This window comes from Pragia fontium DSM 5563 = ATCC 49100 (assembly GCF_900112475.1).
Lineage (GTDB): Bacteria > Pseudomonadota > Gammaproteobacteria > Enterobacterales > Enterobacteriaceae > Pragia > Pragia fontium.
In genome coordinates, this window is record NZ_FOLW01000007.1 from 61,460 (window position 1) to 75,396 (window position 13,937).

The 13,937-nt window shown below is 47.4% G+C and carries 15 protein-coding genes; 3 read left to right on the plus strand and 12 right to left on the minus strand.

Annotated features, from left to right (window positions below):
* Positions 1-38 precede the first annotated feature (38 nt).
* Together BMZ28_RS11250 and BMZ28_RS11255 are read left to right on the plus strand one after the other, a co-directional pair.
* Positions 39-1,229: an efflux RND transporter periplasmic adaptor subunit gene (locus BMZ28_RS11250; RefSeq protein WP_047781617.1), complete on the plus strand. Its 1,191-nt coding sequence runs from the start codon at positions 39-41 to the stop codon at positions 1,227-1,229.
* A 4-nt stretch (positions 1,230-1,233) separates the two neighbouring features.
* Complete coding sequence (locus tag BMZ28_RS11255) at positions 1,234-3,195, plus strand: MacB family efflux pump subunit (RefSeq protein ID WP_074823273.1); 1,962 nt, start codon at positions 1,234-1,236, stop codon at positions 3,193-3,195.
* 102 nt (positions 3,196-3,297) lie between these two features.
* Here the strand turns inward: BMZ28_RS11255 and cysM are convergent, their stop codons facing one another.
* From cysM to BMZ28_RS11295, 8 genes are all read right to left on the minus strand, one after another.
* On the minus strand, positions 3,298-4,182 hold the full coding sequence (gene cysM, locus BMZ28_RS11260) for a cysteine synthase CysM (protein ID WP_047781619.1): 885 nt from the start codon (positions 4,180-4,182) through the stop codon (positions 3,298-3,300).
* A gap of 43 nt (positions 4,183-4,225) precedes the next feature.
* A complete protein-coding gene (cysA, locus tag BMZ28_RS11265) occupies positions 4,226-5,320 on the minus strand; it encodes a sulfate/thiosulfate ABC transporter ATP-binding protein CysA (protein WP_047781620.1) in 1,095 nt (364 codons plus the stop codon).
* The gene (gene cysW, locus BMZ28_RS11270; protein WP_074823276.1) at positions 5,310-6,185 is read right to left on the minus strand and encodes a sulfate/thiosulfate ABC transporter permease CysW; all 876 of its coding nucleotides are present in this window, start codon (positions 6,183-6,185) and stop codon (positions 5,310-5,312) included. The genes cysA and cysW overlap by 11 nt, the downstream gene beginning before the upstream one ends.
* Positions 6,185-7,018: a sulfate/thiosulfate ABC transporter permease CysT gene (cysT, locus tag BMZ28_RS11275; RefSeq protein WP_074823480.1), complete on the minus strand. Its 834-nt coding sequence runs from the start codon at positions 7,016-7,018 to the stop codon at positions 6,185-6,187. Before cysT ends, cysW begins: the two co-directional genes overlap by 1 nt.
* 2 nt (positions 7,019-7,020) lie before the next feature.
* Positions 7,021-8,028 (minus strand): thiosulfate ABC transporter substrate-binding protein CysP, encoded by a 1,008-nt coding sequence (cysP, locus tag BMZ28_RS11280; RefSeq protein WP_074823282.1) that lies wholly within the window; start codon positions 8,026-8,028, stop codon positions 7,021-7,023.
* A 237-nt stretch (positions 8,029-8,265) separates the two neighbouring features.
* Complete coding sequence (locus BMZ28_RS11285; protein ID WP_074823286.1) at positions 8,266-9,177, minus strand: Dyp-type peroxidase; 912 nt, start codon at positions 9,175-9,177, stop codon at positions 8,266-8,268.
* A 132-nt stretch (positions 9,178-9,309) separates the two neighbouring features.
* A complete protein-coding gene (locus tag BMZ28_RS11290; RefSeq protein ID WP_047781624.1) occupies positions 9,310-9,888 on the minus strand; it encodes an RpoE-regulated lipoprotein in 579 nt (192 codons plus the stop codon).
* Between the two features lie 42 nt (positions 9,889-9,930).
* Positions 9,931-10,356, minus strand: coding sequence for a GNAT family acetyltransferase (locus BMZ28_RS11295; protein ID WP_047781625.1), 426 nt, complete (start codon positions 10,354-10,356; stop codon positions 9,931-9,933).
* 161 nt (positions 10,357-10,517) lie between these two features.
* Between BMZ28_RS11295 and BMZ28_RS11300 the strand changes: the two genes are divergently transcribed.
* On the plus strand, positions 10,518-10,973 hold the full coding sequence (locus BMZ28_RS11300) for a YaiI/YqxD family protein (protein WP_047781626.1): 456 nt from the start codon (positions 10,518-10,520) through the stop codon (positions 10,971-10,973).
* 192 nt (positions 10,974-11,165) lie between these two features.
* Here BMZ28_RS11300 and napC read toward each other — a convergent pair whose 3' ends face one another.
* Genes napC through napG form a run of 4 tightly spaced genes read right to left on the minus strand, consistent with a single transcriptional unit; the run spans position 11,166 to position 13,930 of the window.
* Positions 11,166-11,765: a cytochrome c-type protein NapC gene (napC, locus tag BMZ28_RS11305; RefSeq protein ID WP_047781627.1), complete on the minus strand. Its 600-nt coding sequence runs from the start codon at positions 11,763-11,765 to the stop codon at positions 11,166-11,168.
* A gap of 13 nt (positions 11,766-11,778) precedes the next feature.
* Complete coding sequence (napB, locus tag BMZ28_RS11310) at positions 11,779-12,231, minus strand: nitrate reductase cytochrome c-type subunit (protein WP_074823290.1); 453 nt, start codon at positions 12,229-12,231, stop codon at positions 11,779-11,781.
* Positions 12,228-13,178, minus strand: coding sequence for a quinol dehydrogenase ferredoxin subunit NapH (locus BMZ28_RS11315; RefSeq protein WP_074823292.1), 951 nt, complete (start codon positions 13,176-13,178; stop codon positions 12,228-12,230). Before BMZ28_RS11315 ends, napB begins: the two co-directional genes overlap by 4 nt.
* The gene (gene napG / locus BMZ28_RS11320) at positions 13,178-13,930 is read right to left on the minus strand and encodes a ferredoxin-type protein NapG (RefSeq protein WP_047781630.1); all 753 of its coding nucleotides are present in this window, start codon (positions 13,928-13,930) and stop codon (positions 13,178-13,180) included. Before napG ends, BMZ28_RS11315 begins: the two co-directional genes overlap by 1 nt.
* Positions 13,931-13,937 lie beyond the last annotated feature (7 nt).

Sequence of the window (13,937 nt, forward strand, 5' to 3'; positions counted from 1 at the left end):
CTTTTTCTGCTGTTCTATTTTTAAGGTTACTCAAATTTATGCAACTACCAACATTTAAACTACGATATATACTGTTGTTAGCGGGTATTCTTCTCGTCGGTTGGTTGATAAAAGCATACTTTTTCACTGAAACAGTGAAACCCAATTACATCACTGTTCCTGCAACCAAGGCCAACATAGAACGAACCGTTCTGGCTGATGGTTCCATTAAAGCTCTTAAGCAAGTCAATGTTGGTGCCCAAGTCTCCGGTCAAATTAAAGCGTTGTTCGTTGAGCTGGGAGATAAGGTCAGCAAGGGCCAGGCTCTGGCGGAAATCGATGATTTACCACAAAAGAACGAACTACAAAATGCCGAAGCCGGTTTAAAAAGCGTACTGGCACGTCGTCAGGCTCAGTTGGCTACTCTAAAAAACAATCAGCAATCCTTCGAACGCCAGCGTCAAATTCTGGCTAAGGGCGTCGGCGCACAGGCCGATTATGACAGCGCTAAAGCTCAACTGGATGCGACGAAAGCAGAAATAGAATCACTTGACGCACAGATTGTTCAAGCGCAAATTGCCATGGATACCGCAAAACTGAATCTGGGCTATGCCAAAATCAGTTCTCCCATTGATGGTGTGGTTGTGGCCATCCCTGTAGAGGAAGGGCAGACCGTTAACGCCGTACAAAGCGCCCCCACCATCCTGAAAGTAGCCCAATTAGATACGATGACCATCAAGGCACAAATTTCTGAAGCAGATGTGCCAAAAGTTAAAGTGGGTATGCCGGTCTATTTCACTATCTTGGGTGAGTCTGGTAAGCGCTATAACGCCAAACTACGAGCAATAGAGCCAGCTCCCGACTCCATTAATACCAGCGATAGTTCAACATCCGGTTCATCCAATACCACCACCAACGCTATCTATTATAATGGGCTGTTTGACGTAGAGAATCCTGATGGCAAGCTGCGTATTTCTATGACCGCTCAAGTGTATATTATTCTGGATCAAGCGAAGGATGCCATCGTCATCCCTGCCACTGCGCTAAATCAGGTAGACCATGATGGCAACGCAACGATACAAGTGGTCGATGCGTCAGGAAAAATCTTACAGAAAAAAGTTAAAACCGGCATTAACAACAATGTCGATGTACAGATTATCTCCGGCCTGAATGAAGGTGAAAACGTCATTATTAGCGAAGGTAGCTGGGGAGATTCAGCTCAATCCAAACATATGCAGATTGGGATGTAATCTAATGCCTCAACCATTACTGCAGCTAGATAACATCACCCGACAGTTTCCTGCAGGTGAGCAAACCGTTACCGTTTTAAAAGATATTCATCTAACCATTCACTCCGGCGAAATGGTGGCTATCGTGGGTGCCTCCGGTTCGGGCAAATCAACGTTAATGAATATTCTTGGCTGTCTGGATAAACCCAGTAGCGGAACCTATCGCATCGCTGGCCGAGCAACTAACCAACTGGCACCGGACGATCTCGCCGAACTACGTCGGGAACATTTTGGCTTTATCTTTCAGCGCTATCATTTACTCGGTGATTTAACCGCGGCGAGTAATGTGGAAGTTCCCGCCATCTATGCTGGCACCGAACGTCAAAAACGCAAAGAACGCGCCATTGCCCTACTCACCAGACTTGGGTTGGAAGAGAGAACCAGCTATCGCCCAAGCCAACTATCCGGTGGCCAACAACAGCGGGTCAGTATCGCGCGGGCGTTAATGAACGGTGGTCAGATTATTTTGGCGGATGAACCAACCGGCGCGCTGGATAAGCACAGCGGTCAGGAAGTGCTTAAAATCCTCAAAGACTTGCATCAACAAGGCCATACCGTGGTTATTGTTACCCATGATATGCAAATCGCTGAACATGCTGAACGGATTATTGAAATCAGCGATGGCAGTATTATTGCTGACCGCGTTAATCACCAACAACAGAATGTCACTACAGCCAAACGTGATTCTTCCTCCCATTCGACTAAAACCAACAACGGCTGGCTGGCCCTACGCGATCGTTTTGTCGATGCCTTTAAAATGGCCTTATTGGCCATGTTTTCCCAGCGCCTACGCACGTTTCTCACCATGCTGGGCATTATTATCGGTATTGCCTCCGTGGTTTCGGTGGTCGCCCTTGGCGAAGGTTCACGGCAGAAAATTCTGGCTGATATCAGTTCAATGGGCACCAGCACACTCGAGGTATTTCCCGGCAGTGATTTTGGCGATCAAAAAGCCGGTAGCATTCATACGCTCAGAGCCAGTGATGCCGATGCCCTCAGTCAACAAAGCTATGTGCACAGCGTGACGCCCAGCATATCTACTTCTACCATCTTTCGGGTTAATAACCAGTCTGTTAGCGGTACGGTGAACGGTGTAGGTCAACAGTTTTTCGATGTGCGCGGCTATAAAATGGAATTAGGTATGTCCTTCAACCAGAGCAGTGTCGATTCGCTGGCTCAGGATGTAGTGATTGATGCCAATACCAGAGAGAAACTGTTTGGCAAAAACAGTAATCCACTCGGTCAGGTTATTTTACTGGGTAACCTTCCGGCGCGAATTATTGGCGTAGCCAAAGAGCAGCAAGGTGGTTTCGGTAGCAGCGAAAGCCTGAACGTTTGGCTACCTTACACCACCGTCATGAATCGTATGCTAGGTCAATCTTATCTCAGAAGTATTACCGTGCGGATTAAAGATAATATTGATATGGATGTCGCCGAACAAGGCGTCACTAAGCTGTTAACCCAGCGCCATGGCACGCAAGACTTCTTTATTTTCAATACCGATAATATCCGTCAAACTATTGAAAAAACCACGGCCACCATGACTCTACTCGTTTCGATGATTGCGGTTATTTCTCTTATTGTTGGCGGTATCGGCGTGATGAATATCATGCTGGTATCAGTCACAGAACGGACTCGAGAAATTGGCGTTCGTATGGCGGTTGGAGCGCGATCCAGCGACATCATGCAGCAGTTCTTAATCGAAGCTATATTGGTCTGTCTGCTTGGCGGTACATTGGGTGTTGGACTAGCGCTGGGGATTGGCGCTATTTTTGATAGTTTGGTCAGTAGCTTTTCGATGATTTATTCCATCACCTCGATTGTGGCCGCATTTATCTGCTCGACCTTAATCGGTGTGATATTTGGTTTCTTCCCGGCGCGTCGCGCGGCACAAATGGATCCCATACATGCGTTAGAGCGGGAATAAATCGAGAATGGTCGACCCGACGCCAGTTAGCGCCGGGAACTATTTCAGCCTGATTGCGCTCGGTGATTATGTTTTTCAATCAATGAATCAATCACCATCTCATCAGCCATTAAAAACGCCGGTTGATAAATAGCGATCGCCTCGATCGCAAATCACCGTAACAATTAACGCATTTTTATGCTGTGCAGCGATACGTAATGCCCCGGCAACCGCGCCACCAGAACTCACACCACAGAAGATACCTTCACGGGTTGCCAGCTGTTTCATGGTCTGCTCTGCTTCTGCCTGAGTAATATCCAGTACCTGATCAACTAACTCGGGGCGAAAAATCCCCGGCAGATACCCCGGCGACCAGCGGCGAATACCTGGAATACTGCTTCCTTCCGCTGGCTGTAAGCCAATAACCTGAATGTGCTCATTTTGTGATTTTAGATAGCGACTAACGCCGGTAATCGTCCCGGTAGTGCCCATGCTAGAAACAAAGTGGCTGACCTTTCCGCTCGTCTGCTGCCAAATTTCCGGCCCCGTAGTGGTGAAATGAGCATAAGGATTATCATTGTTATTAAACTGATCCAGAATCGTTCCCTCTCCGGCATCGGCCATTTGCTGAGCTAAATCCCGAGCCCCTTCCATCCCTTGCTCTCGGCTAACCAGCACCAACTCTGCGCCATAAGCGCGCATGGAGGCTTGTCGTTCAAGACTCATGTTTTCCGGCATAATCAGCCGTAAAGCATACCCCTTTAGCGCAGCAATCATTGCCAACGCAATGCCGGTGTTACCGCTAGTTGCCTCTATCAGTCTATCTCCGGGGCGAATCTCACCGCGCAGTTCTGCATTTTGAATCATTGCCAGCGCTGCACGATCTTTTACCGAACCCGCCGGATTATTTCCTTCCAACTTAACCCAAATGTCACTCTGCAAATCTTGCGTTAAACGCTGTAATTTCACTAACGGGGTATTACCGATATAGTCTTCTAAAGTTGACACAATGATTCCCTGACAAATACCAATAGTTATTCAGTTTAGTACCTTAGGCACTTTTAGCATAAGGAAAAGTCTGCTGTAGCAAACGCTCCCCGGCATACAAACGAGCACGCTCACCACCGATAAAATAGTGTTCACCTTTCTTCGGCGGCATACCATGCTCATGGCTAAACGTGACGTTAAGTGGTTCACCTTGCCAACCCACCGGTTGTAACGTTAGTTGCCAATAATGCCCTTTAGGAATGCTATCGGCGACCACAACCGGTAATACGCAATGTTGAGTCACACTAGTGCTGAGCTCCACTTCCCACGGACGCAGATAAAGCTCTACCACTCCCTGATCAAGTGGGGACACTTCTAACGGCCAGTGATGCTGACCAATCAATAAGCGGTTGCCTTTAATCTCACCCTGAATTCGATTGACCTCACCCAGAAACTCCAACACAAAGCGACTCTCAGGCTCACGCATCACTTCATCCGGTGTACCAACCTGTTCAATATGTCCCTGACTCATCACCACTACCCGATCGGCAATTTCCATCGCTTCTTCTTGGTCGTGAGTCACAAACACGCTGGTAAATTTCAGTTCCTGATGTAACTGACGTAACCAACTACGTAATTCTTTACGTACCTGAGCATCCAACGCACCGAAGGGTTCATCCAGCAATAATATTTGGGGATCGACCGCTAACGCTCTGGCTAAGGCGACCCGTTGACGTTGACCACCGGATAGCTGAGATGGAAAACGATTACCAAGGTGTCCAAGCTGCACCATTTCCAGCAAATTATCGACTTTCTGCTTAATCGCGGCTGGCGTTGGACGTCGATGACCCGGTAATACGCTCAATCCAAAAGCGACATTGTCAAACACCGACATATGGCGGAATAAAGCGTAGTGCTGGAAAACAAAGCCAACCTGACGATCGCGAGCGTGAACTCGGCTGACGTCTTTACCATTAAAGCTCAGCTGGCCAGAATTTTGATACTCCAGCCCAGCAATAATTCTTAGCAACGTCGTTTTACCAGAGCCCGATGGGCCTAATAGCGCCAACATCTCGCCAGAATTGATATCCAGAGAGATATCCTGCAATACCTTAGTACGGTCAAAGTATTTATTAATGCCTTTAATCTCAATGCTCATGATTCATCTCCACAATATCGTTTTTCTTCTGACGAGCGATACGCCACTGAAGCGTACTTTTTAAAAACAGCGTCACAATCGCCATTAAGGTCAACAGTCCCGCGGCGGTAAAAGCGGCGGCAGTGTTATAATCCTGATGCAAGAGCTCAACCTGTAACGGCAAAGTATAGGTTTCACCACGTACAGAGCCCGAAACGACGGATACCGCCCCAAATTCACCAATTGCTCGGGCGTTAGTCAGTACCACACCATACAACAGCGCCCAACGAATATTCGGTAGCGTTACCCGATAGAACATCTGCCAACCGGATGCCCCCAACAATACTGCGGCCTCATCCTCCTGACTGCCTTGACTCATCATCACTGGCACCAGCTCACGGACTACAAATGGACAGGTAACAAAAATAGTCACCAGCGCCATCCCCTGCCATGAGAACATCAGTTGAATATTATGGGATTCCAGCCAACCACCTACTACGCCGTTAGAACCGTATAACAGGAGATACAATAAACCAGCGACCACTGGCGACACGGCAAAGGGAATATCAATGAGCGTTAACAGCAGTTGACGACCGCGAAACTGAAAACGTGTCACCAACCATGCCAGAAGCGTACCGAACACCAGATTAATCGGCACGGTAATCAGCGCGATCAACACCGTTAACCACAAAGCATGCAACATATCCGGATCGATTAAGTTATTCCATAGCGCTGCAACACCGGCAGAAAAAGCGGTGATAAAAATCGCTATCATCGGTATCACCAACAGCAGTATAGAAATGGTGACGCCAACGATAATCAGCGCCCACTTTCCCCAGTTGATCTGGCTTATTCCTGAATCTTGAGAATAAGAAAAATCCGTCATCAATGGCCTCCAACACGTTTACCGTAGCGGCTTTGCAATACGTTAGCAAAAAACAGCAGAACCAGAGACGCCGCCAGAATCACTGAAGCAATCGCGCTGGCCGCCGCATAGTTAAACTCCTGCAAACGGATAAAAATCATCAGTGAAGTCACTTCAGTTTTCCAGGCCATGTTGCCAGCAATAAAAATCACTGCGCCAAACTCACCCAGACTGCGAGTAAACGACAAAACGGTACCGGTCATTAATGCTGGTGCCACTTCAGGTAATACCACCCGACGAAAACTCTGCCAGCGGCTGGCGCCTAACGTTTCAGCCGCCTCTTCATATTCCGGCCCCAGTTCTTCCAATACTGGCTGTACCGTTCTAACCACAAAAGGAATACTGGTAAATGCCATGGCTAACGCGATGCCTAACCAAGTAAAAGAAACTTTAATGCCTAATTCCGCTAACCATGTACCGTACCATCCGGTCGTAGAAAACAGACTGGCCAGCGTTAAACCCGCCACCGCCGTCGGCAATGCAAAAGGTAAATCCATCAACCCATCCAACAAGGTGCGCCCCGGGAAGCGATAACGAGTTAGAATCCAAGCCATTAGCATGCCAAATAGGGCATTGAAAATGCTGGCAACCGCCGCCGCCAACAAGGTCACTTTATAAGCGGCCACGACCTGTGGATGAGTCACTACCTGCCAGTACTCCTGCCAGCTCATATTTCCAAGCTGCATTACTAATGCACTTATGGGCAACAGAAGAATTAAGCAGGTAAACAACAGACTACTCCCTAAACTCAGGGAGAATCCGGGTAATACACGCTTAGCAGGTATCGATAGCAACATTAGTTTTTATGTCCCACAGCCAGTAACTGATCCAGAACACCGTCGGTACTAAAATGAACTTTCATTACTTGTTCCCAACTACCGAATTGGTCTTCAATTTTAAACAGCTTCACCTCAGGGAACTGGTTCTTCGCGGTCTTCATCGTTGCTTGGTCATAAACCCGATAGTTATAACGAGTAAAAACCTGCTGAGCTTGTGGGCTATATAAGAAATTCAGATAGGCTTTAGCCTGCTTTTCAGTCCCATTACGCTGCGTGTTCTTGTCTACCCAGGCTACTGGGAATTCCGCCAAAATATCTACCGCCGGCACCACCACATCGTAGTTATCTGCGCCGTACTGTTTCTGAATATTATTCACTTCAGACTCAAAGCTAATCAGCACATCACCTAAACCACGTTCAACGAACGATGTCGTTGCCCCACGGCCACCCACATCGAATACCGCTACGTTTTTCAGAAAACGCGTCATCCATTCACGGGTTTTAGACTCATTTCCACCATCAGCAAGGTTGGTCGCTCCCCAAGCGGCTAAATAGGTATAACGACCATTGCCGGACGTTTTAGGATTGGGAAAGACCAGCTTTACATCATCACGTACCAGATCATCCCAGCCTTTAATATTTTTGGGATTACCTTTACGCACCAGAAAAGCCATCGTGGAGTAGTAAGGAGAACTATTATTTGGTAAACGAGCCTGCCAATCGGCAGGAATCAGATTCCCTTTGTCATGCAGGATCTGCACATCCGTCACCTGATTGTAGGTAACCACATCGGCCTTTAAACCTTGTAAAATAGCTAAAGCCTGTTTTGATGAACCGGCATGAGACTGCTTGATGGTCAAGTCCTCACCGCTTTGCTGCTTCCACTGTTGGACAAACAGCGGATTAATTTCAGCAAACAGTTCACGGGAAATGTCATAAGAACTGTTTAACAGTTCTGCGGCAGAAACCGAACCCGTAGCAACCAACGTTGCCAGAACCCAACCTTTTAGCCATACCTTTTTCATTTCACACTCCCACTTATCGTCGAAACAGCGTGATTAAACAACGCTCTGATAAGTCATAGTGTATGGTTAGATTTCAGTTATATATAACGTTTTCATATACCGTTTAGCACTGATTTAGAGCTAAAAAGCATATGCTGAATTGAAGCGGGATCGGGGAAAGAATTAAGCGGGGTAACCGTCAGTAAAAGATAAAGCGACAGAATATCCATCTCGATATTCTGCCAGAATAACGAAAAATTACAGTGAGAGGAGCTTATCCAGCGACGGTGCAAAATAGTAGCTGCCGGTAACTGGCTTACTGAATCTTAAGAGTTGGTCGGTTTTACCATCGGCTTCACCAAACATACTTAACAGTTGCTGCTCAATATTGTGTAAACGGGCACAGTAAGCGATAAAGAACAGGCCATGATCGCCGCTTGCGGTACCATACGGCAGGCTTTGACGGATAATTTTTAAACCAGCACCGTCTTCTTTCAGGTCTACTCGACCAAGGTGAGAGGTTGGTTGGCGTTTATCCGAGGGTAGCTCCTCATTATCAACTTTGGTGCGGCCCATCGCATTTTCCTGCGCTTTAACCGGCATAGTGTTCCAAACGTCAAGATTATGCACATAGCGCTGAACCATCACATAACTGCCGCCGGCATCTTGACCGGTAGGAATAATTCCCACGCCAGGGCGAGCATCACCCGTCGGGTTTTCTGTTCCATCAACGAAACCACTCAGATCGCGTTCTTCCGTCCAACGGAAACCATGAGTCTCTTCATCAACGCTAATGGCATCACCGAATGCCTTCAACGCAGCCTGAGCCAGAGTAAAGTTAATATCGTGACGCTGGGAAAGAATATGGATCAACATATCGCGCTGTGTCGCCGGTGCCAAGCCATTGCCTAACGGTTTAAACGGCTTTAGCTCTTCAGCACCCTGACCAGCAGACAAGCTTTTCCATAGGTCAGAACCAAATGAAACCACCGCGCCTAATGCTGCTTCCGGGAATTTTTGTTGTAGGTCATTTAACGCGCTAACGAATTGCTTACAACCGTTACGAATCTGTTCTAAATCACGCCCAGCTTTTGCTTCAATAACTTTTGCTTCGATAAATATGCCAAAACGACAGTGTTCCGGCAGAATTCCACTCTGTGCCTGAGCCATTATTCAGTCCTCATATCGGTGAAAAAGCGGCTCTATATTCAGAGCCGCTTCAATAGAAATAATGAGACTATAATAACCAAATTAGAGTGTACTATCATGCGTTAACTCAAATCTGACTAAAGATTTAAGCGATTATTTCGATTGCCAAATCATTTTGCTAATCGTCCAGTGTTGGAGTTTATCATCCGATGGCATGATCGTGACGGGTCCCATCCACTCACCGCTGAAGACATAAGTAATCAGGCGACTTTCTCGAGAACGACAGACTACTTTACCGCTATTATCATCAGATCCGACTTCACAAACACCAAACGCTTTTTCATATAAATCGCTAAACTCGGTTCCTACGTGGATACCGGTACTTGTTTGGATGCTCTTATCCATAACCTCAATACGATTAACCCGATTATTAGCGTTACCATGAAAAACTAACGCGACTTTATCACCGTCCATCGCTTCATAATATGAAACCATTTGGCCGCCGGACATTGACATCCCTTTACGCAGACGATAATCACCATCCAGGGTTTTATTCAAAATACGTTCATCCAGAGGCGTCGTAGCAGAGATACCGCTTAAACCGTTATTGCTCAGTTCCAGACTGCTACCAAACCAATTAGTTGGCGATAACTTAGACCAAGAAAAACTACTAATCGTTGAACATCCACTCAGCAATAAAGGGGCCAACAATAAAACAACTCTTATATTCATCTATCATCCTATCGGGTAAATGGAGCAACGGGGCTACGCAACTTAATATTCCTGATCTTCTATCAGACGCTTACCGATGCAAACCGTATCCTGAATTTCATAACCCAACTTCTCATACATACCGATAACCGCCTCATTATCATCACGTACCAAAAGCTGTAACTTCGGGCAGCCACGAGCAATCAGTTTCTTCTCCAGCCGGCTAATAAGGGCGTTAGCGATCCCTCTACCGCGGTAATCAGGATGTACACCAAGGTAATACGCTGAGCCACGATGACCATCGTATCCGCCCATAATCGTACCAACTACCTCTCCTCCGACCTCGGCAACTAAAAACAGTTCAGGATTGTTATACTGTTTACGTTCAATATCTGTTTCAGGATCGTTCCACGGGCGCAGCAAATCACAACGTTCCCATAACGTTACAACATCTTCAAAGTCATCTTGTTTATAGATACGGATTTCCATCATATTCACCGTTTAACCCTGCAATATTCCACGATTATGGTAAGTTTAGCGTTAAGTGCAATAGATAAGTAAATATTCCCATCAAGATAGGGTAAATTACCCCACAGAATTGGCACTAAAAATCGTATTTATTACTCCGCTATACAAATTAAGGATTGTTCATGCAAATCTGGGTCGATGCAGATGCCTGCCCCAATGTGATTAAAGAGGTTCTATTCCGGGCGGCTGAGCGTACGCATATCACCGTCACATTGGTCGCCAACCAATATATCAAAACGCCACCATCACCCTATATTCGCAGCTTGCAGGTACCTTCCGGCTTTGATGTGGCGGACAACGAAATCGTCAAGCGTACCGAGCCCGGCGATCTGGTGATCACTGCCGACATTCCTCTGGCAGCAGAAGTACTGGAAAAAGGAGGAAACGCCATTAACCCTCGCGGAGAGCGTTACTCACCGGCGACCATTCGCGAACGACTCACCATGCGCGATTTTATGGATACCATGCGATCCAGCGGCATACAAACCGGCGGCCCAAACAGCATGACCCAACGTGACCGCCAACAGTTTGCTAATGAACTGGATAAATGGCTGCTTAGCGCGAAACAAGCCAAATAAAAAAAGCCTGCAATATTCATTGCAGGCTCAGATTGCTGACAAAGTGCTAATATACGTAATCGTCGTGAGAGACGGGCTACGCTCGCTGAAGCTGAGTACTGATGCCCTTCCGGCCAAGCACAACACCTAATATCAGCACTATGCTCTTACGGCCGGAATATCCCCGATGACTGATTTACCTTATCGGCAACATCAGAACCCATTCGGTATATCTGTCATATCAGGCAGCTTATGCGCAATTCCCTTATGACAATCAATACAGGTTTTTCCTTCTTTAATCGCCATACTGTGCATTTTGGTCGCTACCGTTTTCTGCTCGGTAAAGTCCATATAATCAAAGTTGTGGCAATTACGGCACTCTTGCGAATTATTCGCTTCCATACGCGACCACTCATTTTTCGCCATCGCTAAACGGTGAGCGTCAAATTTCTGCGGCGTATCGATAAGTCCCATCGCTTTACCATACAGCTCTTTAGAGGCTTTGATTTTACGCACCATCTTAGGAATAAACTCTTTCGGCACGTGGCAATCAGAACATACCGCACGTACACCAGTACGGTTACTGTAGTGCACCGTATCCATATATTCCTGATAGACGTTATCACGCATCTCATGGCAGCTAATACAGAATTTCTCGCTGTTCATCACTTCCATACCGGTGTTAAAACCACCCCAGAAAACGATGCCAGCAACAAAGCCCATAACCAATAACGTACCAATTGCTAAACGACTAGGCGTACGAAACCAAGTCCATACCCGGCGGATTACTCCTGGTTTTTTCTCTTTACTCATTGTAATCCCCCGATTACTTACCGTATCCCGGCGCTGGTTCAAACGTATTACCAATAATCGGTGCAGCGTCAGCCTGTGGTACGTGACAGGTTTGGCAGAAATAGCGGCGCGGCGCCACATTACTGCTTACGTGTCCATCACTATCAACAAAGTGAGTTGGGCTAATACGCGGTGCACCGGTCGTACGGTAACTCTGTACCCCGTGACATTTCAGACAGGTATTCACCTTTGAAGTCACCTGATAGCCTTCTACGCTATGCGGAATCATCGGCGGTTGATTAACATAATCCAGAGCAATACGAGATTGCTCTTTAGGCATAATGACCGAACCTTCAGGCGTGCCGGACACTTCCGGTGACTGACTCAAATCAACGCCGTTATTTGCAGCAAACGCTACGCTGCCGGAAACTAATGCTATTAGCATAGCCCATAAGGTAACCTGCTTTTTCAAGACGTTACTCTTCATTCCTCTACTCCCGAACGATGGAATCGTGTTTTTATTTGAAATACTTTCTCAGAACAGACATCAATACAGCGACCACAGGAAATACATTCCTTACTCAGCACCAGCGGGCTCTCCTGTTTACCAAACAGTGGACCACGAAGTATCTGAGGCTCTGGACACACATGGATGCAATCCATACAGCGGGTACAATCCTGACGATTTTCAGCGCTCACTCGCAGCACGCTTTTACAGCTAATCGCACCATACAGCGCCCCAATCGGACACAGGTGACCGCACCAGCCATGCTCAACCACCAGCAGATCAAACAGGAATACCGCCACAATCAGCCAGATGCTGGCACCAAAACCAAACACCAGACCGGTGATAATCCCGGCAGACGCCGAATGACCAAACCCACTGATTAAACCGCGGCCAAATGCCGATACCGGATTAACCCACTCCCACAGTAGCGTTCCGCTAACTGCACTACCCAAAATAATAGCAATCATTATTCCGTAGCGAAGTGAAGCAGGAATGGACGCGCTGTTACGAATGCCCAACTTACGCCGTAACCAAGCGGCAAAGTCAGTCACCAAGCTCAATGGGCAGACCCAACCACAAAATACTCGGCTGGCAAACAAAGCATAAAACAGTGCGATAATGACACCGCCTATCAAGGCATACCATTCAGACCAAGCAGCCCATCCTAACTCAACCGGAATCTCCGGTATGTGTCCCCCAGCCAAGCTTTGCAGCACGATTAATGGATCGCTTAACGGAATAACGTCCAGCAACATACTGCCACTGAAGTTACCGCGTAATATCCACATGCCAAGCAAAGGCCCGGTCAGGAACATCATCAGAATAAGTAATTGGCTGATACGGCGTAAAACCAGAAAGCGATGACTGTACCACCAGCCATACTTCACCTGTGCTTCATAGCCTGCTTGCTTAGGTGCATTTGCCATTACTGCCCCCCATCCGGTTTACGGGTTGGTAGCGTTAAGGCTTCAGGAATTAACGAATGCCCGGCCTTATCTTTCTCTACCCATCCTAACCGATAGTGTTGCCCCAGCTTGCCCAACGCCAACGACAGAGGCAGCACTTTAATCGCCGCTTCCTCCAATACACAGGCTTCTTCGCATTTACCACAGCCGGTACAGTAATCACTGTGCACCGTCGGTAAAAACTTGGCGTGCATATCGGTACGCTCATTACGATGCAGTTCCAACGTAATGGCTTTGTTGATTAATGGACAAACACGATGGCAAACATCGCAGCGTAATCCCTGCCAGTTCAGGCAGTTTTCGTGATCCAGTAGTACCGCCAGTCCCATACGAGACCGATCAATATCTGTTAAAGATGAATCGAGGGCGCCACTTGGACAGGCTTTCACGCAAGGAATATCCTCGCACATCTCACAAGGGATCTGACGCGCCACAAAATACGGTGTACCCGACGAAACCGGCGACAATAATGTAGCCAGCTTCAGCGTGTCGTAAGGACAGTCCTGCACACATTGCCCGCAGCGAATACAGGCGCGGTTAAACGCCTCTTCCGGTAGTGCACCAGGAGGACGCAAAGCCACGCCCTCTCGTGCCTGAGACTGTTTTTGTGGTATCCCCAGCAGCAGCGTCAGGCCAGCTAAGCCGCCTGCGCTACGTGCTACATCGCGTAAAAAGCGGCGACGTGCGGGGCCTTTATCCCGTTGATTAGCCATAGTGATA